This is a genomic window from Peptoniphilus pacaensis, from assembly GCF_900088125.1.
GTDB classification, from domain to species: Bacteria; Bacillota; Clostridia; order Tissierellales; family Peptoniphilaceae; genus Aedoeadaptatus; species Aedoeadaptatus pacaensis.
The window spans coordinates 935,240-961,506 of the sequence record NZ_FLQT01000003.1 but is presented as its reverse complement, the minus strand read 5'-3'; the positions used below and the strand labels follow the sequence as shown (position 1 = coordinate 961,506).

The window sequence follows — 26,267 nt, the reverse complement described above, 5'->3', positions numbered from 1 at the left end:
ACTCATCTGATTAATCGCCTAACTCACCTTCTATCTTCCGCACCACGGCCCAACAGGAATCGAAACCCGTTAGGGTTTCGCACATTAAGAGAGCGTTAGGGTTAAAGGGTGGGGGCCGGGGGAGGGATAAGGGCGAATCGCAACGCCCTTTTTCCCTCCCCCGGGGAGGAAAGGGTGAACAAAGGAATACGAAGAGAACAAACAAAGGGAATGCACTTTTACTCCGCTTAAAAAGATACATAGCTCCTGCGGTCTCCTCCGGGTATAATAAAAAAAGAAAAAGAAAGAAAAACCCTTGGAGGTCACCATGTACCATCTTTACGCAAAGCAAAAAGTCTTAAAACTCGAAGATCACTACGCCGTCACCGACGAATCGGAAAATCCGATTTATTTTATCGATCAGAATCTGAAAATTTTCGGCTACGACGTCCGCGTATCGGACAAAGAGAAAAAGCCCCTTTTTTCCGTAGAGCAGGAACTCATGCACCTGTTGCCCACCTATCACGTGCGCTTCGAAAACGGCGACGTCATGGACATTAAAGCCCGCTTCGCCCTTTTCAAAAAGAAAATCGACATAAGCTACAAGGGCAACGACCTGCGTCTCGAAGGCGACATCTTTTCCTGGGACTTTACGATTCTCGATGAAACCGACCGTGAGGTGGCGGCCATCGAAAGGAAAATCCTCGCTTGGGGCGACACCTTCGTCATCGACGTCATCGACGAAGCCTACGCCGACGTGGCCGTGGCCATGATGATCGTCGTGGACCACATCATCGATATGGAGCAAAGCAGCAATTAGCCATAGACGCCGAATGTTTTCCGGAGCTGATGAAAACAAGAGCAAACAAAAAATGAGCCGGTGAGGATCTCCCGGCTCATTTTTTATCTGTATTCCCCTCGAAACACGACAACGGCTTGCCCGTCTATTTCATCTTTCTTTCGAGGTATTCAGTAAACGACCGCGCGCCGATCTGCCTGCGCTCATTTAACATAGCCTGCCAAATAGCATTGCCCTCAGCCTCCGTAATCAGCCCTCTCTCATGGGCTTCGACCAATAAATCGCCGGTCGTCATATGCTTTAAAGAATACTTCTTTACATAATAAGCCACGTCCTTCAAATTGTTGCTGCCTACAATGCCGCCATACTTTTTTGCCAGCGAAATAGAAGCCGCTTCCCCGCGACCGATCACTTTATTGTCGCCCGAAAGGGTCGTCAGCTCTCTGTACAGATCATATTCTTCCGAATCAATGGATAAATCAACCACCTTCGCCGAGCTTTTTCTTATGAGTCGATCAACGCGCTCCTTTAAGTGTGCAATCGAAGGACGGCTGATTTCATCGTAAACCGGCTTAGGAATCAGTATATTTCCTTCAACCAAATCCTCCAGCAAACACACCTCATTTACCCACAAAAAAGCACAGATACAATCCGTGTCGAAAAAAATGGAATCAGTCAAGAGGAATCCCTTCCTCTCCCAAATCGCCGAACACAATATCGTCTCTGAAGGCATCCATCAGCAGCTCTTCGTATTTTCCGTGAGAAATACATTCCTTCTCCAACAGATTTTCGGAAAGAGCCAAGTACCTGCCCAGTACCATTCGCTCCTTCTCTTCCGGCGCCGGACGATACAGCGACGTATCGTAACCCAGGCGCGCCGCAAGACTCATAACCCCCGTCTCCATGGCACCCGCATCCTGCGCCGTCAAGACACCGTCGCTTACAAGCCGGTACAATATGGCCTTGTGGCTAAGGCCGTAATACTGCTCCAGCCAGATCACGTCCTCCGCGCCGGGCCGATCCGACTTGATCCCATCCAAAGACTCGCTTAAAGCCGCCGGCGGCATCAACAAATAAGAGGCGAATTGATCCGCACACCTTTCAATCGCATCTCCAACGCCGATGGCCATTCGGCTGACTTGCGATTCCTTCGCCTCGTCGAAATACAAGTGATACAACTCGTGGGCCAACGAAAAACGCTGTCGCCCCAAAGACATATGGGAATTAACGGCGATGACCCGGGACGACGCCCCTTTGTAGCAAACCCCGCTGATATTTTTCCCCAGGGGATAAAAAACCAGCGTCAGATCCTCGATCCCCTGGACCAATTTAAAAATATCCATAGGCGATTGCCCGTCGGCACCCAAATATTTCCTCACCCGGTAGGCCTTGTTGCTCAAATCAATTTTATCCACGGCGACGCGCCTCCCAGATCCTGTCCATTTCAAACTGATTCAACACAATCTGATTCACCACGGCCAAGGCTTCCAGATCCTCCGTGGTTAAATCCTTGGCGCGAAACGACATGGTGCAACTTTCGCCGCCGGGATCTCCCGATATAATAAAATCCGGCGAACAGCAAAACAAACGCGCCAACTTTTCGATCACATCGGAGGTGATTCTACGCTCGCCCTTCTCCATCTTTGCGATCATACTTTGATCCAACGATAAATAAGCACCCACCGTCTTTTGATTTAAATTTGCATGCTCGCGGAGCGATTTAATCCGCTTGCCTACTTTAACTAAATCAGCCATCACTCACCCCTCCTTTAATCCCAGTATAGCAGAGGTTAGTCATAAAATAAATTGTATTTTCATGATTTTTATGACAGGGGCGTTTTCACCTTCATAAAACACAAATCATCGGCGGCAAAATTTTTCATTTTTCTAACAATACAGCTCAACAGAAATTAAACAGAAGCTTGGCCGAGCCAAACTCCTATCTCACGCTATTACATTTTATTTTGAGTCAACATCTTTAAATTGTTTGTACTCAATCTGCCTTTTTCCGAGTGGTTCGATGCGATAGTCACCTTTTTCAATTTCAAGTTTTCCGTCATCTATACTCCCTTGCATTAAGACAACCGAATCTTGATAATGCTCTACAATGATACGATAGCCGCTTTCCTCTCCGGAAATAAACTCATAACTTTTCTGATTCTTAACCTCCAAAGGTGACAATTTCACTAGTAACACAAGAGCATTTATTGTCACCAATACACAAACTAATACATATAAGAATTTAATGAAATTGCTTGTTCCCAACCATTCTTCTGCATCATTTCGAGGGACTGAACTAAATACGAAATAAAACACAAAAAATGCAAATGCGCAGAATCCCAGACATAGATAATTAATATTTATGTTGTGAATTGTTCTAATAATACAATCCAATTTAATACAACTCATCCTATTGTTTATGGATGTTAAAAACTTCAATAGATCTTCAAAGAAATACATCGAAAAGTGCAGCGATTCTATCAGCACTAAAAGTGCGACAGCAAAAGCAAGAAGCAATCTTTCTCCAAGATTAAACCCACCTTCTTTAGAAACTCTATTTACAATAAAAGGTATAAACCAAATAAATGCAGAAATCAATATATAAATAACTACCAGTCCAAAATCTAGATTTCTATCATAAAAATATAGACTGGGCACACCATAAAATTGTTCTGCACATATCGCGAAGCTATAATGTAGCCAGTAAACTAAAATCCCACCAATTATTGCAAATGAGGACATATATTTTAACAGGACATCGAGAATAGTATCTTTAGGTTTTTCTAATTTGCAAGTACATTCAGGTACTTTCCTCTGATGCAAAAATATTCGCTTGCTCGCCGCTTTTCTCTCTGTCATTTTTAATTCACCGCTCCTTAACTCTATGTTTTATATAAAATACCCAATATATTATCATTGAAAACCTATTTACGCTTTTGTGATCGCAACCCACTTACATTTGCTTCCCACGTTGAATCTCAACGGGAAACAAATTCCGCTAAACATTCACCCTTTTCGAAAAGACTTCGCTTCCTAGAAACGTTGTAAGACTGCATCTGACCTTCCGACAACTCGCTTTGCTCATCGGAATAAATCATAAGAGCAAATGCGGACGTCTTAGACCCTTCCCCCCTGGTTCAATTCCGTGAAAGAACGGATTATTAGCGAGATAGAAAAATAAATTTTAATCAGTCGGCTACGCAAACAAAAATGAGTCGCCGAGGATTCTCACTCCCGGCTCATTTTTCATAACTGTTCCACTCGAGACGCGTACATGTGGTGAAATTTACCACAATAACAAAAGAGCTGCATAAACATTTCCACCCAAAAGTGTGAGTCACCATTATTCCGCTCACACGCGTCTGGAAAGGAAACAAGGTAAAAAAAATAGACCGCCGGCGCACTAAGCCTGTGGTCTATTTTTTGTATCTTCGATATTTTGTTATAGATAGCGAATCAACTGCACCAAATAAGGTTTTTTAAAATGTTTGTTTTCATCCCTGTCTAATGCTCGCTTGTCAAAAGCGCGAAAGCCATTGCTTTCATAAAACTTCAACAGCGCCGGTGTGTCTTCACATTCTAAATAGACAAAACGCCCACTGGAAAGACTCTGAATAAATTTTACACGATCACAGGCCAAGCGCAAAAGTTGTTCACCGCTAAATAAAGAAAGGACTTCGGGAACTGCACTATAATTTTTTCCCAACTGACCGATCAAATAAACCGGAAGCGTGTGCTTTTTTAAACGCTGATCATAGGTCGCGTAAGTGGAAATTTTGTTTTTGTATCTGCTGTTGAATCCGGAGAGTTTATAAAAATCAATACTTTTCATGGCGATAGCAAAATAACCGACAAGGGTCGGCTCTCCGCGAAATGATAGAAAAACCAAATACGTTGTGGAAAAACCGCGGTTCGAAAACTCTATCGCCTTTTCATGCAAGAAATAATTGACATCCTCGTTATACACGCAGTCAAATTCAGCAAGAATCTCCTTTACTCGTTCTTCACCGAGTTCTAAAAGTAAATCCTTAAGGTTAGCAACATAAGGAACGGGCTTTTGCACTCCCATAGCCATGGCCTAGCCTTCTTTTGAAAAATACTTTTTTATCGCATCTCTGGAAAGGACCTTTGCTGGCTCCTCTCGATAAGGTGTCTTTTTTACAAATGCTTCGGATTCAGCTATGGCATGTGCAATGTTTCTTGTCTGTTTCGGATTTCGAATATCTACTGACTTTAAGAAGCTCTTTGTTGCCATGCTTCTCCCCCCTTTATATCTTGATTGTACATGAATGGGATTACTTTGTCTATTTTTCCATCTCTTTTTCCGTCAATAAAGAAAGGACCGTTTAGGTCCTTTTCTTATTCTCCATCTTCCTTCTTCCTCAATTCATCCACAAACTTCTTCCCTCGCCACACAAGCAAGACAACCAACGCCCCCGTCACAATCAGCACGGCGGCATTCATCTGCTTCACTTTCTTCGACACGGGCGCTTTTTTATCCCCGTCGGCGGAAGCGGCGGTGTCGGCGGAAGAAGCGGCGGCGGCATCGCCCTCATCCTTCTTCACCAGCTCGCAATTCACCAAGAGCCGTTGGCGGCGAGGCGGGCGCATGGGATTACAGGTGAGCAGGGTGAGCATAGTCTTTCCCTCCACGGGATTCAGCTTCTCCACCTCCCAGGGCTGGATGACCTCCTGCCCCACCACCTTATACTCCAGCACATTGTCCTTCCATTCCACATACACCGGGTCCCCCTCGGCGAGCTCGTTCAGGTAGATAAAAAAGGTGGATTGGTAATAGCCCCGGTGCCCGGCGATCACCGCCCGAAGCCCCGGCGACTGCCCCGGCAGATCCGTGCCCATAATATGAGCCACGCCCCGGGCCAAATTCTCCTTGGACGCATCCATATAGATCGGCTGATACAGATCCAGCTTGGGAATCCGCAAGAAGGCGAACACCCCGTCGGGATCGTCGATAAAGGACTCCGCCGCCGCGTAATCGTCCGTGGCGAAGGGATCCACCGCCGCCACCTGCCCGCCGAGATCGGCGTTATACTTCTCGATCACCGGCGCCACCTTCTCGTAAGAAGCGCCCTCCGACGCCATAAAGCGCCTGTAGTTCGCCTTCTCCAGCAAAATCCCCTTGGATAAACTGCCGAAGCCGTAAAGAGGCAGAAGGATCCCCATGAGAATCAGCAGGTGACCCATCACCCGCATCCCTTTTCTATTCATCCTTCTCCTCCTTCTTCTTCAAACCGTACAGGGCATCCACACGGGCCCGCTGCTTCTTAAACTGCTTCCGTTGATAGCCGTAAATCAGCGACAAAAGAATCAACAGCGGCAGCGCAAACAACAGTGCGTCCTTGAAATCCATATTCACAAAAGGCAAGCCGTGATTCGTTTCATCCGCCGGCGGCGTGTAGGGAATCCGGTGCCCCCGCACCAAAAGCCGGTGGGAATTAATCATATAAGGCGTGCAGGTGAGGAGCGTGGTGTAATCCTTCCCCTCTTCCACCAAAATCGGATCGAAATTCGACGGCTCCACCGTCATAATCCGGTCTACCTGATAAGCCAACACCGTTTGAATGTTGTGGACGTAAAACACGTCCCCTTCCTTCAACTTGTCCAGCTCGCGAAACATCTTCGCCTTGGGAAGGCCCCGGTGCGCCGTGAGGACCGCGTGGGTCGACGGCCCGCCCACAGGCAAACTCGTGCCCTCCAAGTGGCCGCAACCCTTGTCCAAGACCTCCATGCTCGTGCCCGCGTAAATGGGCAAGTTCACATCGATCTTGGGAATCTCCACAAAGCCGATCTTCTCCGCCACCTCCAGCATGCGGGCATACTCGGCGATCCCTTCCTTCTCCTTCTCCGTGTACGGGTCCCCCAGCTTCGAGGGATCCAGCGTCTGGTTATAGGCGCGGGCGAGCTCGATGCGGCGCAAAATTTCCACATCGTCCAGCTTCTTTGCCCCGTCCTGAAACTCCTGAATCTCCCGATTCGCATCGATGCGGTAATAGTAATTGGAAATCATGGGATACATCATCAAGAGAAAACCCAGAATGAAAATCACGACAAAAGGCCAGGTCTTGCGCTTAGTCTTTGTCATCCCCGGCTCCTTTCCCGTCGCCTGCGCCCATCACCTTTTCAAAAGCGCGAATATCCGATTCCAACCGCTTCAACTTCTTGCGGTAATTCCACGAGCCGTAAGCCAAAAGCAGAATCAGCGCGATCACCGCGAAGAACGCATACTTATACAAGAAATCCTTCTTGTTGTCCGCCACAAACTGATCGTCCACCGCCTTGTCGTAAGGCACGCGATGCCCCCGCACCAACAGCCGGTGGGAGTTAATGCCAATAGGCGTGCAGGTTAAAAGCGTGGCGTAATCGTGGCCCGGCACCACCAAGAGATCCTCGAAATTCGAAGGCTCCACCACCTTAATCTGATCCACCTCATAAGCCAAAGTCTCGGCAATATTGTGGATGTAAAAGCGGTCCCCCTCCTTCAAATCCCGAATATCCGTAAACAACTTCGCCGTGGGAAGGCCCGAGTGGGCCGTGATCACCGTGTGCGTGGAATTGCCCCCGATGGGCAGACTCGTCCCCTCCAAGTGGCCCGCCGAGGTCTGCAACACCTCCTCCGACGTGCCCGCCCGAATGGGAATGTCCAAGTCGATAGTGGGAATCTGAATGTGGCCGATCTGCTCGTGAATCTCAAGCATGTGGGCATAAGCCGCCCTGCCCCGCTCGTGCCGCGCCTTGGAATAAGGATCCTCCATATTTTGATTCACCAAGGAATCATTAAAATCTCGGGCGAGGGCCATGCGCTTCTTGATCTCCTCGTCACTTAAGGCCGCCTTGCCCTCTTCGAAGCTCGCCACCTCTTGCGTCGACTGCACCCGGTAATAGAGCCGCGACACCTGGGGATACATTAAAATCAAAAACCCCAAGACAAAAATGAACTTAAAAAACCAATTACTCTGCTTCTTCTTCGCCATGGACCGATGTCCTTTCTATAAAAATAAGCCATATGTAAAGAAATCCCCTACCGAAAAAAGATAGAGGATTTCTTGAAAGGAACATCCTTCCACTTGTATCTGCTATTCATTGTCCTTCAGAATCTTTACCCCGAGCATACCGCTCAAAAGACCCGCCACACTCATCATGAGGAGCTGCACGTCCCCCGTCTTCGGGATATTCACATGCTTGTCGTCATAAGGCGGAACATCGCCCGGAGGCGTTTCCCCGGGAGGCGTCTTGCCCGGAGGCGTGGTCTGGGGATTGTTCTTAATGACCAATTCCTTCTTCAATGAATCTGCGCTTACGATAAACTTCACGCTGCTGCTCAAAGGCTCGTAGCCCGCCGGCGCCTTGATCTCCCAAAGATAATAGTCCCCGTCGGGAAGACCGTCGGCGACGAAGGTGCCGTCTGCGCCGGAGGTGAGGACCATGTCCTTGCCCCCCTTCTTCATGCGCAAATACGTCTCGCCCTTCTTTTTCGTGACCAGAAACTGCGCGCCGGCAAGAGGGGCACCGTCCACGGAAGACACCTTCTTAAAGGTCTTGCCGCCCTGCGTGTCCTTGTAATTGACGACCGAAACCTCGGTCAAGCCCTTGCCCGCCACGTCGAAAATCGTTTCGGGATTTTTAATGCGGTAGCCCGCCGGCGCCTTTACTTCCACAAAGACATACTTGCCGGGCGAAAGCTCCAACGGTCCGATCTCGCCTTTCTCATTCGTGGTGTAATTCGCCGCCCCGGAAGCATCCTTCACGGGGACGCGATTGCTGTTTTCATAGCGAAACAACTGAAACACCGCACCGGAAAGGGGTTTGTTCTCAGTGTTGACCTTTTTAAGCAACGTCTTCGGAACATCATCCTTGGGCTTGGGATAAATCACCGACTCCGAATCGCCGGGAATGACCAAAAAGACACAGGGATAAATCGAGGTCGCCCCCTTCTTATCCGCCACGCGAAGATAATACATGCCCCGCTCCAAAGACAAGCTCAGCTTGCCCCCGGCGTCCGTTTCATAAGACTTGTGAGAAGAATAGGCGTCGTTCAGCTCCTTGTCGGACTTTGCATCCAACAGCCGCGTCACGTCCTGAAAGCTCTTCGCGCCCTTTAGGCCGCTTTCATCCGGCGTCAAACCGTCGGATAGCTTCCAAATCGTCACGCTGCGGCCCGCTACTTCATCCTTTTTTCCTGCACGAGATAAGTCTATCGTCATACTTTTGGTATTCGCCCCTTGGGCCAAGCCCATAGCGGGAGCGAAGAGACCAAAAGCAACCATGCTAAACACGAGAGCCGCAAATACAAGCTTACAAAGCCTACTTTGTAGATTTAGCATGGTTCACCTTCTTTCTTAGGCTTGTTCAGCGCTGCGTTTTCTCATGGCGATAAAAGCACCGCCCATTAAAGCGAGACCTGCGACCATAAAGATCATGGTGCCCATACCACCGGTTTGGGGAATGGTAATCTTTTTATTGTCTACATTTTGCGGATCCGCATCTACAGGCGCATCGATGGTTGCATCCTTATAGTAGGACGTATCGTTGACCGTAAACTCGATGGGATCTTCCAATAAGGAATATTTATTCGGTGCCTTAACTTCCACAAGCTTATATTTTGTGCCGTTCGGACGATCATAGGCCAAGCCTTTAATTTCAAAGAGACCGTTAGTGCCAGATTCAATGACTTTCAATTCCGTATCTTTTGCTAAATCAGTCCCTTTGTCACTGTTAACTGTCTTCCAGGAATACTTTCCGTTCGTTTCAACTAAGCATTGGTTAACTGTGTTAGGTGCTTCGCCAACCGTACGCATAACAACAAATTTAGCGCCTTGAAGAGCTTTGTTGTTATCACCGGAGTCGATCTTCTTAAATTTCTTACCACCGGTATATACTTTCGGTTCTTTCGGTTTCTTTTTACCGGTATTCGTAGGGTTGTGACCATATTCAAGTTCAACACCGTTAGGAATGTTTTTAGACATAACAGCGCTGTCATTAATGGTGGTGACAAATTCTACCCGTAAAGTTTTTCCTTCGACACCGGCTAATTTCTTAATACCTGCCTTAGTTAATTCAACAGATAACGTTCCACCTTTGTCACCAGTTGGTTCTGTTAGCTTGTAATCGGTGTCTTTTACCAAGGTAATGTTCGTACCGTCTTCTTTAACTTTAACCGTTACAGTTTGACCTTTCTTATAGGTCAAAGCTTCCTTTAATACGTCCGTTAATTTGAACACTTCGTAATCTTTGAAGCCGGTCGGAATCGTAGCTTCAATTGCCCAGGTGTGTTCTTCATCTTTGTCGAAAGAAGCTGCATCGGCATCAATCGTATCTTCCTTGATTTCCTTTTTTCCGGCATCGTTTACGGTGACTTTTCTGCTTTTCTTTACAACTTTCTTTACAACATTCGGTGTGTCTTCCGTGTTCTTGGGATAAACGTGGATAGTATCGGCAATCCCGTTTTCAGTCCGTGCGTGATCAGGTAGTTTTAAGACGACAGGAACTGCTTTGGATTCCGCCAACATTCTTCTCGTTGCCGGATCTTGATTAGCTTTGTCGTATTCAGAAAGCCACTTTACTTCATAAATCTTATACGTGCCGGGGCTGACAAGTTTAAGTTCTAATTGACCATTTGCTTTCGTTAAGCCTTTCATATTGGCTGGCTGACCATCAACTACGGTTTTTTGTTGATCTTTTGTTAAGTCTGCAAAATCATTGTAGTGCTCGTGATCTTCTTTTAGAGCAACAAAGTATACGCCCTCAATTTCTTTAGCTTTATTATCGCCAAAGAATGTTTTGATATCTGCGATCTCTTCATGGGGACGATATTCTTTGTTGATATCGTGCGCTTTTAGTGCATCTTTGCTGATCAAAATCTTGTGAACATTAACAGTGATATCTTTCGTTCCCGGCTCACGTCCATTATCTGCCAGTGCACTTAGCGGTGCAAAGACGCCAAGTACCATCACCAGTGCCAGGACCAGTGACCATAGAGTATTCTTACGTTTCATTACATTCCTCCTTCTTTAAAACAATAAATACTATTTAAACCCCCGGGCCGGGAGAGCCCGGGCGCTTAAAACTTAGTGAGAGAGGGCTTCACGCCCCGATCGTCATTCGATCTTCACGTACACACAATGCTTGTACCGAAGAGACCGCATACCCATTACGCACCCCCCTTCGGCTCGGCGGACGACCGCTTCCGGCGAATGTATTCTTCCGCCGCAATCGCCGCAATAATCGCCCCGATGATCACAATCCATCTCGGACCGAAACCACCGGTGAAGGGATAAGTGCCCTTGTAGTTTTCGATGTCGTAGGTTGCGGGGTTCGTCGTATTGCCGTCGGTCGTTTCCAACCTGCGATATTCTCTGTAAATGAGGGAATCTTTCGCGTTGGTGAAGGTGTCATCTCCCAAATCTTGCTTGAGAGCTGTGGGATCAAAGCGATAAGTCGCTTCGGTGGCTTTTCCGTTAAAGGTCGTGGCGGTGGGAATGGTGACTTCGCCTTTTCCTTTCACCGTCATCGGCACTTTGACGACCAGCTTCTTCTTCGCTTTTTCGCTTTGCTCTTCTGTAGATCCCGTTGGTTTGGGAATCGTCACAGTCAATTTGCCGTCGTTCACGCTCTTCGTTATACCGCCAAGCTTATTATTATCATCGGAAATACTTTCTTTCGAATCCAGTGCGTAGACGGTGATGCCATCTTTCTTAACGCTGCCGTCCTTGGGCAGATCCATGGTAAACGTCGCGCCTTCCGTCATTTCCTTATGATAGGGATTGACGACGAAGTACATGTCGATGTTTTGTTTGTCTTGGGTCGTTCCCTGTGCCAAGGCCGGTTCCTTTATGAGAATGCCGTCGTCTTGGATGACAAATTCTTTCACGTAACCGCTCATAGGGCTGGGCTTGATATAGCTGTCCGGCGCCTTGGTTTCCTCCAGGGCGTAGTAGCCGGATTCGTAAAGTTCCAGCTTGATCTTGCCGTTTTTATCGGCCTTTACCTTCAACGTTTCATCAGTATCTTGGCCGTTGGCATCTTTTATCTTATATGGCGAGTACTTCAAGACATCCTTGGTCTTTTTGTAGTAGACCTTGAACTCGGCGCCTTCAAGCGCTTTACCGTCTAACCCGTCCACTTTCGTGAATACAACGGGCTTGTGGTTGACCACGGAAATGGGAATGCTTCCGTCTTCTTCCTGATCTTCGGGCTTGCCTTCGGCATTTGTGACCTTCTTTATGATCTTGCCGTCCTTGTTCACCGTAAATTCGAGAAGGACATCCTTATTTTTCACGTAGCCGTCCGGCTCCTTCGTTTCTCGGATTTGATACTCGCCGGGGGCGATATTGTCGAAGGTTATGATGCCGTCAGCTTGTGAACGGACGGCCCTTCCGCCGGCTTCAAATTCGCCTGACGTCGGATTCTTTCGGAAAAGTGTAAAGATTGCATCCTTTACAGGTTTGCCTTGGCCATCGACCTTTTTAAAGACCACTCTGTTCGTCGGGTTCACGGCGCGAATGGCGAGTTCCGCCTTGGCTTCGGTTTTGTTTTCATCGAAGTAGGCCCAGTCTCGTCGTCTGGATAGAACGTAGGGATATCCATAGCGATTCCAGAGGATGATTTCCCCGGTGGTTCGCAGGCCCTTGGCGTCCTTGGGATTCGCCCTGCCGCGCACGGTGACGATGTAGGAGTCTTTGGAGCTCATTCCTTCGTAATAGTTGTTGCTGAAATCGTAGTTGTACGACCAGAGCGACCGGCTATTGTAACGCGCCGTGGGCCACAGCTCGCTGCCGTCGTAAGCCGGCACGGCGAAGGATTCAGGCATCCACTTCTTGATCATGGTGTCACTGTTGTTTCGCAGCTTGTCGATGGAAATGCGGACGTCGCTCAGTTCTTGATTAGCCGAGAATTTAAATCTGGGCATGTAGACGCCGTCGCGTTTATCCCGGTTAATATAGTAGTACTGAACGAATTCGCCGGTCTCCGGATCCAGTTCGTAGATCTTACCGGAAATGTTGTGGTTGTAGCCGGTCTCATCATAATCGGGGTGGCTGGATGTTTCTTTGTCGATGTCGTAGTGGACATTTAGGTCGGTTGTCTTCAGGCTTTCGCCGTCCAGACCGATGCCGACGGGAACATTGTCTCTTTCCTCTGTGATCTTTTCCAGATTGATCCATGCCACGAGCTGGGTCTTGAAGTCTTCCAAGGTGTAGCTCTTGGCGTAGTCCGTAAAGGTGTAGGTGATGATTCCCTTTTCCTTATTGTAATTGGCCTTGGCAATGGTGCCGACGCCGTCGGCAAAGATGTCCAAGTTGGCGATGGAACGATTCTTGTAAATCCCCTGCAAGTCGATGTATTTGGAAATATTGACGGTGAAGTAATCCCCCGGCTGAATGGCGGCTGCGCCATCCTTTAGCTTAAAGTCGCTGAGTATGCTGACGCTTTGGGCCTTGTGGGGATAGATGTTGTTGTCTGTCGGGGTGTTATCATCCTCCATGTATTTTTGTACCTTGACATCGGATGTCTCCAGGAGGATGTTCTTTGTAATGTCCCGAGTGGGCTGGTTCGTGTCTTCGGCGTAGGGGTCCAGGGTCTTTCCGCCGACGGTAAAGTTCCATACCATGCCGGTCTTAATGTGGCCGGACGGCGGCGATACTTCTTCCAGTCGATAGTTCCCGATGCCGAGGTTTTCAAATTTAATTTTACCGTCTTCGTTCACAACCGTCTTGGTCCAGACGCCTTCGGGCTTTCCTTGAGCGTCGGTCTTGCCGGCGGATGACAGGCGGGTCAATTTGAAGGTGGCATTTTTTAAGGACTGCAGGTTCTCATCGACCTTGCTAACGGTGACTTCCCCTTTGCCGGGCTTTTCGTTTACGATTTTACCCATGTTCCGCGCCGTACCGGAGGTAACGAAGTCGACGAGCTTTCCGCCTACTTCACTTCCGTCTGCTTTGACGTATTGGTAAATACCGTTGGCACTATCATCGTATTCCAGGGAGATATACCCTTGTTTGCCCGGAATGATCTTGGATTTGCCATCCGAATCGGTGATCTTCAATTCATCTTCCGTATAGGCCACTTTAAAATACAGGATGGGATCCTTGATCGGCGTGTAGCCTTCCGGCGCCTTGACTTCCATTATGCGGTAGCGCCCGGGCTTTAAGCCCCGGAAGCCGAAGTAGCCGTTAAATGCCGATGCCACAAAGGAGCCTTCCACGTCTTCGTAGTCGTTGGAGTTCGGCGTCCATTGTTGCAATTTGAACACGGCGCCTTCCAGGCGGTTTTCCGCTACCAAGTTTCCGGTGGGACTCCACTCAGGGCCATCGCCGTCGCGACCGTGCTTGGAGAAGGTAATGTTGTAGGATTCCTCTTCGTCGGTGATGATCATGCCCGCTTGAGGGATGACTTTCGAATTCTTCGACGTATACAAGGGATTAATGTTGATGCTCGTGGTTTGCGATTCGACGGGGGCCTCATAGGATGCGTCCTTGGAATCAAGAGAGGGGACAATCCGGCCGCCCAATCGGCTCAACATATTAATATATTTGGCGCCATCCGGCTGGTCGGTTAACCAACTTCCGTCTCCGAATTTGGCTTTATACGCCTCGTTGATGATCATGTTCCCCGCTAAGAAGGAGTCGGTCTTCTCTACTTCGCTTTTGTCTTTGTACTTAATTGATTTAATGGTTTTGTCACCATTAAATTCAGCTTTCGTTGCCTGGCGGAAGGTCCGCTCGCCGCTAAAGAAGTTGAGCTGAATGTCGATCTTGCCTTCATCCACGATGTTGTCGTCGTAATAGCCTTCCACGTCGATAAAGTAGACGCCGGGCTTTAAGTTCAATTGGTCTTCATCGAAGCCCCAATCGAAGGGACGCCAACGGGCGGTGTTGACCATGGACACATTGTCCTTGGACAGGTCGTAGGATTTTAAGATGGAATCCACGGGCGGATCGACTCCGGGATCGGCCACCTTGTAAGTGGTGCGGTACGCCGTCTTGACGCCGGGTTCTAAGGTGTCCGGCGGATCGGCGATCTTCGTCTTCTCGTGTGTGACGGGGTCTTCAACCTCTCTCGGGGCATAGTCTCTTTCTTCCCGCTTAATGAGGGGCTTGATTTGAACGTTGATGACGTCGTCTCGTCCCCGTGTATCCAGGTAGATTCTTTGATTAAAGGTTTTGGCTTCCGGGTCGATGGCAGTGACGCGGGATGCGTACTTAATTCCTGAAGGCGTGGTAGTCAATTTCTTGACCAAGGCCTTGTCCACCGGATTACCGCTTGCATCCGCGTGAACTTGGTTCAGGTAGCTCGATGCCGTGTCTTCCGGCCCATAGTATTCGGCGATTAATTGGCCCTTATCTTCTTTGATGTGAATGTTCCACGGCGCCGTGATCTTTTTGTAACCTGAAGGCGCCGTTTCCTCTTTCAGCACGTAGTAGCCTTCGGGCAACAGGGGCTGAGGACTCAAGGGATTGTCCTCTCCGTCGATAAAGATCAGGCGGCCGGTTTTGTCTTCGGACTTCGCTCTGAGATTGATGCCGCCCTCTTTGGCCTTCTTGACGTCGAAATCCGGTCCCGTTTCCTTCAGGGTGAAGATGGCGTCTTTCAAGCCCGTGCCCAGGAAGTTCCTTTTAAAGATCTTCATGTCCAAGCCCGTTTGCTTGTTTTTCACAACGGCCAGTTTGCCATTGGGAATCTCAGTGCCCGGATCTTGGGGATCGGGATTTTTGGTAAATGTGGCCGTGACCGTGACATTGGAGGCGGGCATTTCGAATTTGTTGTTCGTGAGGGTGACCGGCACGCCATTTGCGGCAGCGACGGAAATACCGGCGAGGGTGTAGCCCTCATTGGCCGTCGCCGATACGGTGACCTCTGTGCCTGCTTTTCCCGAAGTGGGACTTGCGCCCACCGTGCCACCCGTACCACCATCCGGCGACGAGGATACGAGTCTTACGGTATAGATTTCCGGCGGCTTTTCAACAAAGGTCGCCGAAACGGAGACATTGGACGGCGGCATTTCAAAGGTGTAATTTCTCATGTCGACGGGAATAATCTTTCCCTGTCCGTCCGTGACGGTAATGCTTTGAATTTGATAGTTCTCTGCCGGCGTGACGGTTAATTGCACCGTCTTTCCCGCTTCCGCTTCAGTGGGAGATGCCGTTACCGTGCCGTTTTGCATGCCATTGACAGTTACTTTGTATTTCGGTGGCGCCTTCTTCTTGAAGGTGGCCGTAACGGTAACGTCGCTGTCGGGCATGGTGAAGGTGTTGCCGGTAAAGGTTTTTGTCTCTTGCGTCGCCGTATTAGTGACGGTGTAGTAGTCCAGTACGTAGCCTTCACTCGGTGTCGCCGTTAAGGTGACGGTGGTGTTTGCCTTTGCACTGGCCGGATTCGCCGCGACCGTGCCGTTTTGCCCTTGGATAACTTTAATCAAGTGCTTGCAGTTAATGTCGGATTCACTGCCGTAGGACTCGTCGATCCAAGCTTTATACGTACTATCCCATGTACTTGCTTCGGTGTTGGATCTGTAATCCGAGCCGAGGCCGATGCGCAAACCTTCCATATACGGTGTCTCGACTTCCACCAAAATCCATCCCTTGACGGTTTTTGGAATGATATTGGATTTTAGGCGGAATTTATTGCCTGTCTCGTTATTACTTATCGGAGTCCACTTGACGCTGGTAATCTCTTTCTTTGTGCCGGGATTATCGATGGATCCCTTATCCACTTGATAGACCTTAACCTTCGTCCAGTTCGGTCGATTTGTGGTGACATCATAGGAATTTTCCCAGAAATGGATTTGTATTTCGCGCGGTTTCGTACCGCCGGTGGGTTCGCCATAAATGAAGGCTTGTCTGAAGCGATTGTCTACTTTGTTGATCTCGAGGATCTTTGTGTCCATGGGCGCTTCGGTTTTCGACGTATGCCTGTGATTTATCCCTTCCGATCGAGCCGGATCGACCTTTTCCCAATCGCTCTCGGCGCCCACGGGGCTCGGGACGATTTCTTCGCCCAGTTCAAGCCCGCTATTGGCTCCGAAGGTGGTGAGGAAGTTGTTTAGCTGTTTGGTGGTGCTGATTTTTTCGCTTATCGGTTCGGATGCTTCCGCTGCAGTCTCTTTCTTTTCCGCTGCATTAGAAACATTCGCCGCATCTTTCGCATCTTCAGACGTTGCGCTCGCCGCTTCCGCTTCCGCCCTTTCTTTCCCATCGACAGCTTCTTCCGCCATGGGTGCTTGAGCGTTTACAGGCGCTGCTTCTTCGCCGAAGGGGGCGAGGAAGTCGTTCAGCATGGCGCTGCGGCTCATTTGATGAGCGGGGGCAGTGGTGTCAGTCGCCACATCCCACACCGCCGATTTTCCTGTGGGGCTGTCGTCTTTCATAAAGACTTTGCCCTCTTTGGTAATGGTGACGGTCCAGTTGGTCTTCACCTTGTCGTAGCCCGGGGCCGCGGAGGTTTCTTCCAGTTTGTAGGTGCCTTCCACCAGGTCGTTAAACTGAATGATGCCTTTCTCGTCTGTGACGAGGGTACGCTTTTCGCCGTTTTCGCCGGGGCCTGTCAGGCTAAAGGTGGCGCCTTGAATGGTGGTGTTGGGATCGTCATCTTTTACTTTTTTCAGTTTGAAGCTGTATTTTTTCTGTTCGTTGGTGACGTCCAGGGAGCCATCGGAGATATAGGAGCCGATAATGTCGGAATCCTGGGCTCTATCGACGGGTTCTCCCAACACGATGTCGGATACGCGTTCGTAGTAGTCGCTCTTCCAATAGACTTTGCCGTCGATCCACAGGTCCATCCCGGTACCGACGCCGCCGCTTTCATCATCATAGGGTACCTTCACGTCGATGACGATGGGCCCGGTAATGTTTTTAAAGTCAAAGGACTTCCGGTCCGGTTCGCCGTCCTTTGGAGTTGCGCCGGTGGTAAAGTCCGGTTGCGTTATTTCCGTCGCGCCGTAGTCGGCTAAACGGAAGTCTTCCACATTGACGGTGACGGGCTTCTTAGCTAATTTGTAAACCTTAAACTCTTCATTGCCCTTGAACCAAGTCATGTTTTGGTCATTAGGCTTTTCTCTGTGGATTTCCACCTTGGCTTCGTTGAGGTTGTATCCCTCGGGGTTCAGGATGTAGCGCTGAATGACGTATTTGTCCTGTTTATTGATGCCGATGATCCGCGTCCCCATTTTGTACGGGTCGGGCGAGTTGCCCACCCAGCCTTGCCAGCGGTTGTCGTAGAGATCCCAGCCGGTCAGGGGGCGGTGGGCCACGTCGACCCAATAGGTGTTTTCGCCTACAAAAAGCGAATTCGTTGCAACGCCGCCTGTTCCCGAGCCTTCCGTGTAGTTGTACACTTTGACTTTAAGGTTTTTGTCCACGACGATAACCCATTTTTTATCCAGCTTCTTGTAGCCGGCCGGGGCCTCGATTTCTTTCAAAATATAGGTGCCTTCGGTCAGGTTTTTGAATTCAACGTAGCCGTTTGGATTGGATGTTACGGTGTCAAGTGGCGTGGTCGCGCCTTTTTTCGTAATGGTGAATTTCGCTCCCGGAAGGGGACTTCCCTTTGCATCTTTTTTGTAGACCCGGAATTTCTCGCCGATGGGCTTGTTGGGTACCTTTAATTCGATGGTGTTTCCGACGACGGTACCGCCGCCCAGGCTCATTTCCGTAATGGTCACGACGCCGCTGTTGCTTACGGTAACTTGCCAGTTGACCTCGGACTTGGCAAAGTTTTCCGGCGCCTTGGTTTCCACAAGGGCATAGTTGCCGGGCTCGAGGTCTTTAAAGGACAGTTTCCCTTGGTCGTCTGTTGTCCGATAAATGGTTTGACCTTTTTGGTTGGTCAGGGCAAAGGTGGCACCTTGCAGTTTTTGATTTTCGTCTGTGCTGCTGAATTTTAAGATATCAAAACTTCCCGGGGTGTACTTCCGATTCACCAGCTTGACCTTTTGCTTGTAGAATTTCGGGATTTCTTGGGCCGTTTGATCGGCTGTCCCCGTATTCTTGTTGACCTTACTGGCAAATCCGGATTCCATTTCCCCATTGCTCATGTAGAAGGCTCTAAAGAGGTTGTACCACTTGTCTTTGTCGTTGACCTTGAAGGTCTGTTCGATAATATAGCCTTCGTTATTCCGACTGATTTGGGGCATGTCGATTCTCAAGGGGCTGTTTTGGTCCAAGGTGCCCCAGGATTGAATTTTATCCGGGTCGTAGTTCAGCGTAAAGCCGTTTGCCGAGTCACCTGTGTGATGCTCCTGGTCAGTGATGGTCTTTTCGTAGACCTTGGTGTAGGTATTCGGATCTTGTTCCGGCCGCACCCCAAAGGATAGGGGCATGTTGCGGTTATAGCGCACGCCGTACCTGTCTGTAGTAATGTCCGGCGACGTACGGTAGATTTTTACGCTTTGCAAATCGAAGGCCGGGGTATTGCCGTTGGCGGGCCAGCGCACGATTTGCGTGTTGTTGCCGCCGAAGCTGGTGGACAACCAGTTGAACTTCAAGGTGCGGGGCGCCCGGTGATTGTCGGCAAGGGGATTGTAGTAGGCCAAGACGGTGAAGTATTCTTCTTCGTCGGCGCCGGTGTAGATGTCCCTGTGGTAATAGGATTGGGCCGGGGTCCGACGATTGGTGTCGTAGCGTTCGTAATCCGCATCTACGCCGAAGTCGATGGTCTTCGTCGCTTTTCCTTCGGTGGTGATATCTGTGTCGTCCACGTTCGGAAGGACGGTGGTCTTAAAATAGTAGCGCTCGCTGTTTTGCGCGTAGAACTTATTCGGGGTGATCCCGCGAATGTGAATGGTCGCATCGGTCGGGCCACTTTGGGACTGGTCGTTAAAGACGTAGGTGAGTCGGTTGGTGGCGTAGTCGAAGTAGGGATCGGCGACGGCGATGCCGCGGCCGTCTTTAATCTTCGGCATGTCGTTGACGTATTGTTTAAAGTCCAGATTCGGGTCGAATTGAATGGAAAATCGCGTTCCCGGTGCCGTATTGTCGATGTAGATTTTCGCCGTGTACTTCAGGGATTCATAGCGATAGGCTTCCCACACGCCGGTTTTCGTACCGATGTCGCCGGGTTCGTTCTCTTGGATTTCCATTTTGTTTTCTTTGATAATGTATTTTACTTCGCCGGGTTCTTGTTTGCTTTCTTCGGTTTCGATGAAGTAGTCCGTCCCTTGAACCGGGTCGCCCGAGCCGCTCTTAAAGCGCGGGGTGTAGGTGACCTCGCCTTTTTCGGTGACGGTGACGTCAAAGACGACGGGTGAGGCGATGTAGCCATTGGGCGCCTTGATTTCTTCGATAATATACTTGCCTGCGGAGAGCTTGCCGAAGTCGGCCACACCATCTTTATTGGTCGGCACATCGTCGATGGGCCGGTTGTTTTTGTCTTTGAGGACAAAGGTGGCACCGGGAAGGACTCGTTGTTTATCCCCTTTTCCTTCGTCCACCTTGGTGATGGAGACGGGTTGTCTTGTAAACTCCTCGTTGCTGATGGTCAGGGTGGGGGTATTGTCCCCGTCGCTTTCGCTATTGATGGTGACGAGCTCTTGAAGTCGCGTTTGATTGGCCGTGTCGTCCTTGGTGAGCCAGTCGTAGTTCAGGGGGACGGTCGTCTTGTTCACGCCTACATTGGCGGTGACTTTCACCAAGAAGCCCCAGTCCTTTGCGAAGCGTTCTTTCGGGAAGAGGATTTGGTAGCCGGTGCGCCCGGTGTAGGGATCCTTCACGTTCGCAGTGCCGGTGATGATCTTATTGTCATAATTTGGGGCACCGATGACGTTGTTTCCGAGGCTTTGAATTTTTTCTTCCATGGTTTGTTTTTCCATGGCTTCATAGATTTCCGCCCGACGGTCGGAGGACACGTTGTAGGCGGCGACGCTTGCAATGGTCATGCCGGTGGGAAGGGCAATGGCCAGGCGAGTGTCTCTGTTCGTGGTGCCCCCTGAGGTTTTGTGGGGCTTCAGGTAGAGATAGAAGCTCAACTGCCCGTTTTCCAACTTGCCGTAGCGCATGGCGTTCATGTAGTCGGGCCACGAGGGGTAGCGGTCGTGTTCGACCACTTTGGTTTTGTTGCCGCCGCTGGAGAAGGATTCGTTGCGTCCCAGTCCGGAGACGCTGATTTCGCCACCGGTGGTGATGGTTACGTTTCGCTTTCTTTGATCCAGTTTGTAGCCCTCCGGCGCCTTAGTTTCGATTAAGGTGTAGTTACCCGGGGCGATGTTGGAGAAGGTGGCCTTCCCGTCGGAGTCTGTGGTGGCTTCCACATTGGCGCCGTTGAGTTTGAAGCGGGCGCCTTCCAGCTTTGTCGTCGGATCCTTGGCGTCCACTTTCACGACGTCAAAGGTGCCGGGTTTGCCTTGGGTGGTATCCGCGGCTCTGTTTTGAATGAAGTGGTATCTTTGGTCCGTCTCCTCGTCTTTGGTGTAATAGTTCAGGTTTTCGTAGTAGCTGTATTGCTTCCCGCCGATGGTTTCTTCCTGCGGAATAAATTCCTGTACGATTTTGTGTTCCAATCGGGTGGCTTTGGTTTCGGTGCCATCTGAAACAATGTCCCAATACTTGGCGCCGGCCAGGGTAATGTTTCGACTGGTCTTGCCCGGCTCGCCTTTGTTCACGGTCCATTCGCCTAAATTCGTGTCATTTGCGCCTTTGGCGATAAACTTTTGTTGAGGCATAGGGATGGGGGTGCCATCGTTCCTCTTGGGCATGTCGCCCCACACTTGTTTGATGTAGAGGTCTTGGTACTTGGAAATGGCCACACCGGAGACGGCGTAGTCTTCCGCATCGTTCGGATTGGTTAAATTCGCATCCACTTCATAGACGGCGATGGTGCCCACGGCCTTCTCGCCGGGCTTCGTCCCCTGTGGCGGGAAGCCGCCGATGGTCGATGTGCTATCCTGTACCATTTTGCCTTCAGCATTAATGGCGTAGACAGCCATTTGTGCGCTTTGAATGGTTTGCTTGCCTTCAAGCTTTCTGTTTTCAAGGGGCAAGTTTGTGTTGTCTTTTCCCGGGTCTTTCGAGGACACGGCGTCGGTGACGGTCCATTTCGCGGTGCTGCCCGATGTGAATTCGCCCATGACCGTGGTGCGGTTGTTCATGCCCACGCGGGTGGGGGTGGCTTCGCGGATTTGATCGCTGTTGTAGCCTTCGGGAAGGATGAGACGCACGGCACCGATCACGGGATCCGTCGTTCCCTTAATGTATTTTTTAGTTAGTACGGTGGAAAGATCCAACATATAGGATCCTTGTTTTGTGGTCCTCGGGGTGTAGAAGGTGTAGTAAAGTTCTTTCGTATTTGTGTTTAGGTTATGGTGCTTGGAGCTTACAATCCCTAAATTGCCTTGAGCAGGGTTGTTAGAAAATTCCGTATTGGGCACAGAGGTGTTGGTGACGGAAATGTTTTCGATCTCGCCGAGGCCGGAGCCTTTTACCGTAGTAAAGTTGGTTTTAAGGCCTAAGTCTTTTAAGTCCGTGTCGGAGGTAATTCTTACGGTCCAGCGGATGCCGGCCATTTCTCGGTTGTTGACGACGGGTTCGCCATAGGCGTCCACATTGACTTTGTAATTGTCGCCTTCTTCGATGACTTCGACCACATCGTCGCGGCCCGGCTCGATAATGCTTGAGAGCATATTGCCGTTGGAATCCACGACCACGGGAAGTAGATCTTTGGGGTCAGTGACGCCGATGCCCGTTACTTTATTAATAATAGTAAATTTCTTGGCATTCGGGTCGATGTTTGCCGTATTGTAGTCCACATCCACGGCCATAGGCACTTGAATGTCTTTGGTAATATCTTCTCGAACTTTATAAGTAATGGTGTTGGCTCTCGCATCGTAAACGGGGGGCTCCGTAATGACTGTGCCGTTATTGCTAAGTCGCTTTAAGGTGGAGGGATCCTTTACCATGAGCTTGTCGTCTAAGTGCAGGGTAAATGTTTGGCCCGCCTTCACCGGTCCGTTTTTGGTGGAGACGTCGAAGCGGGTGAGGATGGTGAATTTCTTGTCTTCGAGTCCTCCGGGATTCATAGGCGATGCCACGCGGACTCTTTCTTTTTCTTCCGAAAATTCCAGGGCCATCTCTTTGCTCTTGGCGTCGTCTTCGATTAACGGCTTCGGCGCCTTTTCTCCCGACACTTCTACTTTATTCGTAGCAGGGTCGAAGGTGTCTCCGGTCTCCGCCTGCGCGGGGGTGCTCGGCGCGGGGCGGGTGGGCTGGTATGTATTCGGTGCTTGCCGCTGCGGGCGGTAGCTGCTGGGCGCTTGTCGCTGCGGCTGATTTTGGGCAGAGGGGACGTACGCATCTCCCGGGATGAATTCCTCGTCGCTGACCGTGGCCCTGTTGTCGTAGCCTGAGCGCGCTTGTACCACGCCGGGCGTGACGACCTCCATAATCATGATGACGGCCATTAATAGACTTGCGACTCGTTTCAATGCAGATTTCATTCTGACTCCTCCCCTGTTTCTGTTCGTTTATATCGATATGATGTGAAATCATTTTCTCATATTCCTAATTACAACCATGATACCCCATACTTTTCAAAAAAACAATGCAATATTCTACTTATCACATATATTTTTAAATTTTTTTCTCTTTTTATTTTTTTCTCAGAGAAGGCGTTTATTTTATTCCCGTGCGGCCTTTTTTTCGTGCTCTTATCCTTTCGTCTTTACGGCTCTTTTACCTAGTTTTATCGCCTATATAATGGAAAGAATTTTATTGCGGCGAAGTGAAAGGCTTCGGATTAAATAAGAAAAAATAAGTTCCCTCTCTCTCCATATGGTACAATCATAGCTAAGAAAGGAGAGGGTGTTATGGATGGCTCCCACGGGATCCGGGTGGTGCCTTTAGAGGAAAAGCACGTGCGGGATTTTTTGTCCTGGACGGATTACGACGACCCTCTCTTTGCTATGTATAATTTTTCGGAAGACGAGGACACGGTGGGGGATTGGTTTCGCTGGAAGACGAAGAGCCGCCGGGACAGGTATTTCGCCATTCTCTTGGAGGGTCGTGCGGCGGGCTATATGGGCCTGAAGGGGATTTCCCGCATTTCCCGCTCCGCCGAGCTGGGCATTATTTTGGACCGGGCGGTAATCGACGGGGGCGTGGGACGTGCGGCCATCACTTGGCTGTTGAATCACGGCTTTTTTAATCTGGGGCTTGAGCGGATTTTCTTGGAGGTGCTGCCCTGGAACGGGCGGGCCATTCATCTCTATGAGTCTTTGGGCTTTGAGGCAATGGATCCGGTGTATCGGCCGGTGGAGCTGAGCCGGCAGGCGCTTATGGATACCGCTTTCGACCCGTACCGAAAGTACATACGGAGTTTGCGGCAGTTTACGACGGTGTTGGTTCAGCAAATGGAAATGACGAAAGGCAGGTGGCGACGTGGAATTTAAATTGGACACCCTTCAATTTGACTTGGGGGATACCCCGGTGGAAAATATTTTTTTAAACGACTACATGCCTCAGGCCGACGGGGATTTCGTTAAGGTCTATTTGGCGGGTCTGCAGCTGGCATTAAACGGCGGCGAGGGGGATCACCGCTCTCTGGCCGATCGGCTGAATCTTTTGGAGACCGACGTGAAGCGGGCGTGGGACTATTGGGAATCGGAAGGGATCGTGGAGAAGATTTACGAAGGGGAAAGCTACGGCATTCGCTTTTTGCGGCTGAAGGAGCTTTACACCAAGGAGGTCTACAGCCCGCAGCAAACGAAGAGCGATTTCGTGCGCCGCTTGGAGGACACGGAAATGGCCAATCTCTTTTCCCGGGTGGAATATTACATGCGCAAGCAGGTGCCCTACCAACAAAAGCTGGATATCGCCGCCTGGCGCGAGGTGTATAATATGACGCCGGAAATGATTTTGGAGGCCTTCCGCTACGGCACCGAGGAAAAAAACAAGCGCTCCGTCCCCTATATCGAAGGGATCGTGCGGAACTGGGCCGATGCCAATGTGCGCACGCCGGAGGCTTTGGCGGAAAATTTCCGCACCCACGACGAGGCCTACTACCGCTATCGCCACCTGCTTGAGCTTATGGGCCTTTCCAACAAGCCCTACATCGCCGAGGAATCCGCCGCCGTCACATCTTACGGGGCGGAAATGGATTTCGAACTTCTGGAAGAGGCAGCGAAGCGCACCGGCGGCATCGCCAAGCCCAACTGGCGCTATTTCGAAAGCATTCTCGCCGCGTGGAAGGCGAAGGACATAAAAAAGATCGACGATCTTTCCAAGGATCAAAAGCCCAAGGCGCCCCGGGTGAGCCACGCCCGGCCCATCACCGGATCCGCCACGGCGAAGTACAGCGCCGAGGCCTTGGAGCAAATGGCGCAGCGGAAGCGCCGCCAATTTTTAGACGGGAAAGGACAGAAATAGATGGCATCCATCTTCGATAAAATTCGCGCAGATTACGACGCCCTGAGGCGGGAAAACGAACGGATTCTCTACGAGCGCCGGCAGGAAGCCTATGCCATGGCCCCCGGCCTGGAAGAGGTGGAGGACAATATCCGCAATTTGGGCTTTGAGGCGGCGAAGGCCACCCTGCTTTCCGGCGACGGGGCAGTGAAGGACGCCGCCGTGGAGGAACTGAAAACCTACGAAGCCATGGCGCGGGCGCTGCTTACGGAAGCGGGCCTGCCGCCGAACTATCTCGATCCCATCTACTCCTGCGAGAAGTGCAAGGACAAGGGCTATTTGGAAGACGGCAGCCGTTGCAGCTGCATGAAGCAGCGGCTCACCGCCTATCTCCATCGGTCGAGCCACATCGAGCGGCAGATCGAGAAGAATAATTTCGGCAATTTTCGCCTGGACATTTATTCCGACATGCCCTTTGCCGACGAGGGCATCTCCCCGCGGCAAAACATGGAAGAGATTTTGACCGTGGCGGAAAATTTCATCAGCACCTTCGACGAGGCCAACGACATGAACCTTCTCCTCTACGGCCCCACCGGGCTGGGGAAGACCTTCCTTTCCCACGCCGTGGCGGCGGAGCTTATGGCGGCGGGGAAATCTGTGGTTTACGAAACCGCCTTCGGTATGGTGCGCATCTTTGAAGAAAAAACCTTTAATCGCGACGCCGGTGACGAAATAAAAATGGCCTACGACAGCCTGTTCACGGCGGATCTCTTGATCATCGACGATTTGGGCGCCGAGCTCAATAACAGCTTCACCAACTCCCAGCTCTTTAACATCGTCAACAGCCGCATGATCGACGGCAAAAAGATGATCATCAACACCAATCTGACCCCCAACGAACTTTCCACCGTGTACGGCGACCGAATCTTCAGCCGCATCTTTCATAAATTCGTGCCCATGGCATTTTTCGGAAAAGACCTGAGGTGGGAGAACGAATAAAGCCGCATACAAGCGGCTTTGTTCGAGAGACCCTACGGGGGTCTTTTTTATTAAAAGGATTCAACGAATCAATTCAATAAATTTGGTATAATCTTATCAAGAAGAATCGGGGTTAATCGTGAGTTAATCGTGCGAGATTAACTTCC

General features: G+C 50.2%; 16 protein-coding genes. 4 read left to right on the top strand and 12 right to left on the bottom strand.

Features of this window, described 5'->3' with window-relative positions:
- Positions 1-307 precede the first annotated feature (307 nt).
- Complete coding sequence (locus tag BN7444_RS04500) at positions 308-799, top strand: LURP-one-related/scramblase family protein (RefSeq protein ID WP_068456338.1); 492 nt, start codon at positions 308-310, stop codon at positions 797-799.
- A gap of 124 nt (positions 800-923) precedes the next feature.
- Here the strand turns inward: BN7444_RS04500 and BN7444_RS04495 are convergent, their stop codons facing one another.
- The 12 genes from BN7444_RS04495 to BN7444_RS04445 form a co-directional block, all read right to left on the bottom strand.
- A complete protein-coding gene (locus BN7444_RS04495; RefSeq protein ID WP_068456336.1) occupies positions 924-1,457 on the bottom strand; it encodes a PIN domain-containing protein in 534 nt (177 codons plus the stop codon).
- Positions 1,450-2,193, bottom strand: coding sequence for an ImmA/IrrE family metallo-endopeptidase (locus BN7444_RS04490; protein ID WP_068456332.1), 744 nt, complete (start codon positions 2,191-2,193; stop codon positions 1,450-1,452). The genes BN7444_RS04495 and BN7444_RS04490 overlap by 8 nt, the downstream gene beginning before the upstream one ends.
- On the bottom strand, positions 2,186-2,533 hold the full coding sequence (locus tag BN7444_RS04485) for a helix-turn-helix domain-containing protein (protein WP_068456329.1): 348 nt from the start codon (positions 2,531-2,533) through the stop codon (positions 2,186-2,188). Before BN7444_RS04485 ends, BN7444_RS04490 begins: the two co-directional genes overlap by 8 nt.
- Positions 2,534-2,737: 204 nt before the next feature.
- Positions 2,738-3,637, bottom strand: coding sequence for a hypothetical protein (locus tag BN7444_RS04480; protein ID WP_068456326.1), 900 nt, complete (start codon positions 3,635-3,637; stop codon positions 2,738-2,740).
- 583 nt (positions 3,638-4,220) lie between these two features.
- Positions 4,221-4,853, bottom strand: a complete 633-nt coding sequence (locus tag BN7444_RS04475) for a hypothetical protein (RefSeq protein WP_082941268.1) — start codon at positions 4,851-4,853, stop codon at positions 4,221-4,223.
- A gap of 3 nt (positions 4,854-4,856) precedes the next feature.
- Positions 4,857-5,033 carry a hypothetical protein gene (locus tag BN7444_RS09345; protein ID WP_167627200.1) on the bottom strand — a complete coding sequence of 59 codons (177 nt, stop codon included), beginning with the start codon at positions 5,031-5,033 and terminating at the stop codon, positions 4,857-4,859.
- 104 nt (positions 5,034-5,137) lie between these two features.
- Entirely contained in the window at positions 5,138-6,007 is an 870-nt protein-coding gene (locus tag BN7444_RS04470; protein ID WP_174532090.1) for a class C sortase, read from the bottom strand.
- The gene (locus tag BN7444_RS04465) at positions 6,000-6,881 is read right to left on the bottom strand and encodes a class C sortase (protein ID WP_068456323.1); all 882 of its coding nucleotides are present in this window, start codon (positions 6,879-6,881) and stop codon (positions 6,000-6,002) included. Before BN7444_RS04465 ends, BN7444_RS04470 begins: the two co-directional genes overlap by 8 nt.
- Positions 6,868-7,770 carry a class C sortase gene (locus BN7444_RS04460; RefSeq protein WP_068456321.1) on the bottom strand — a complete coding sequence of 301 codons (903 nt, stop codon included), beginning with the start codon at positions 7,768-7,770 and terminating at the stop codon, positions 6,868-6,870. The genes BN7444_RS04465 and BN7444_RS04460 overlap by 14 nt, the downstream gene beginning before the upstream one ends.
- 102 nt (positions 7,771-7,872) lie before the next feature.
- Positions 7,873-9,000, bottom strand: a complete 1,128-nt coding sequence (locus tag BN7444_RS04455; RefSeq protein ID WP_135122031.1) for an MSCRAMM family protein — start codon at positions 8,998-9,000, stop codon at positions 7,873-7,875.
- Positions 9,001-9,135: 135 nt separating this feature from the next.
- Positions 9,136-10,791, bottom strand: a complete 1,656-nt coding sequence (locus BN7444_RS04450) for a SpaH/EbpB family LPXTG-anchored major pilin (protein ID WP_068456315.1) — start codon at positions 10,789-10,791, stop codon at positions 9,136-9,138.
- A gap of 155 nt (positions 10,792-10,946) precedes the next feature.
- Positions 10,947-23,216, bottom strand: coding sequence for a SpaA isopeptide-forming pilin-related protein (locus BN7444_RS04445; RefSeq protein ID WP_068456312.1), 12,270 nt, complete (start codon positions 23,214-23,216; stop codon positions 10,947-10,949).
- A 369-nt stretch (positions 23,217-23,585) separates the two neighbouring features.
- On the opposite strand from BN7444_RS04445, the gene BN7444_RS04440 reads away from it, so the two are divergent.
- The 3 genes from BN7444_RS04440 to BN7444_RS04430 are packed head-to-tail and all read left to right on the top strand — an operon-like array spanning position 23,586 to position 26,121.
- Entirely contained in the window at positions 23,586-24,167 is a 582-nt protein-coding gene (locus BN7444_RS04440; RefSeq protein ID WP_068456309.1) for a GNAT family N-acetyltransferase, read from the top strand.
- A complete protein-coding gene (locus BN7444_RS04435) occupies positions 24,157-25,143 on the top strand; it encodes a DnaD domain-containing protein (RefSeq protein ID WP_068456306.1) in 987 nt (328 codons plus the stop codon). Before BN7444_RS04440 ends, BN7444_RS04435 begins: the two co-directional genes overlap by 11 nt.
- Positions 25,144-26,121 (top strand): ATP-binding protein, encoded by a 978-nt coding sequence (locus BN7444_RS04430; protein WP_068456303.1) that lies wholly within the window; start codon positions 25,144-25,146, stop codon positions 26,119-26,121.
- The last annotated feature ends 146 nt before the right edge of the window (positions 26,122-26,267 follow it).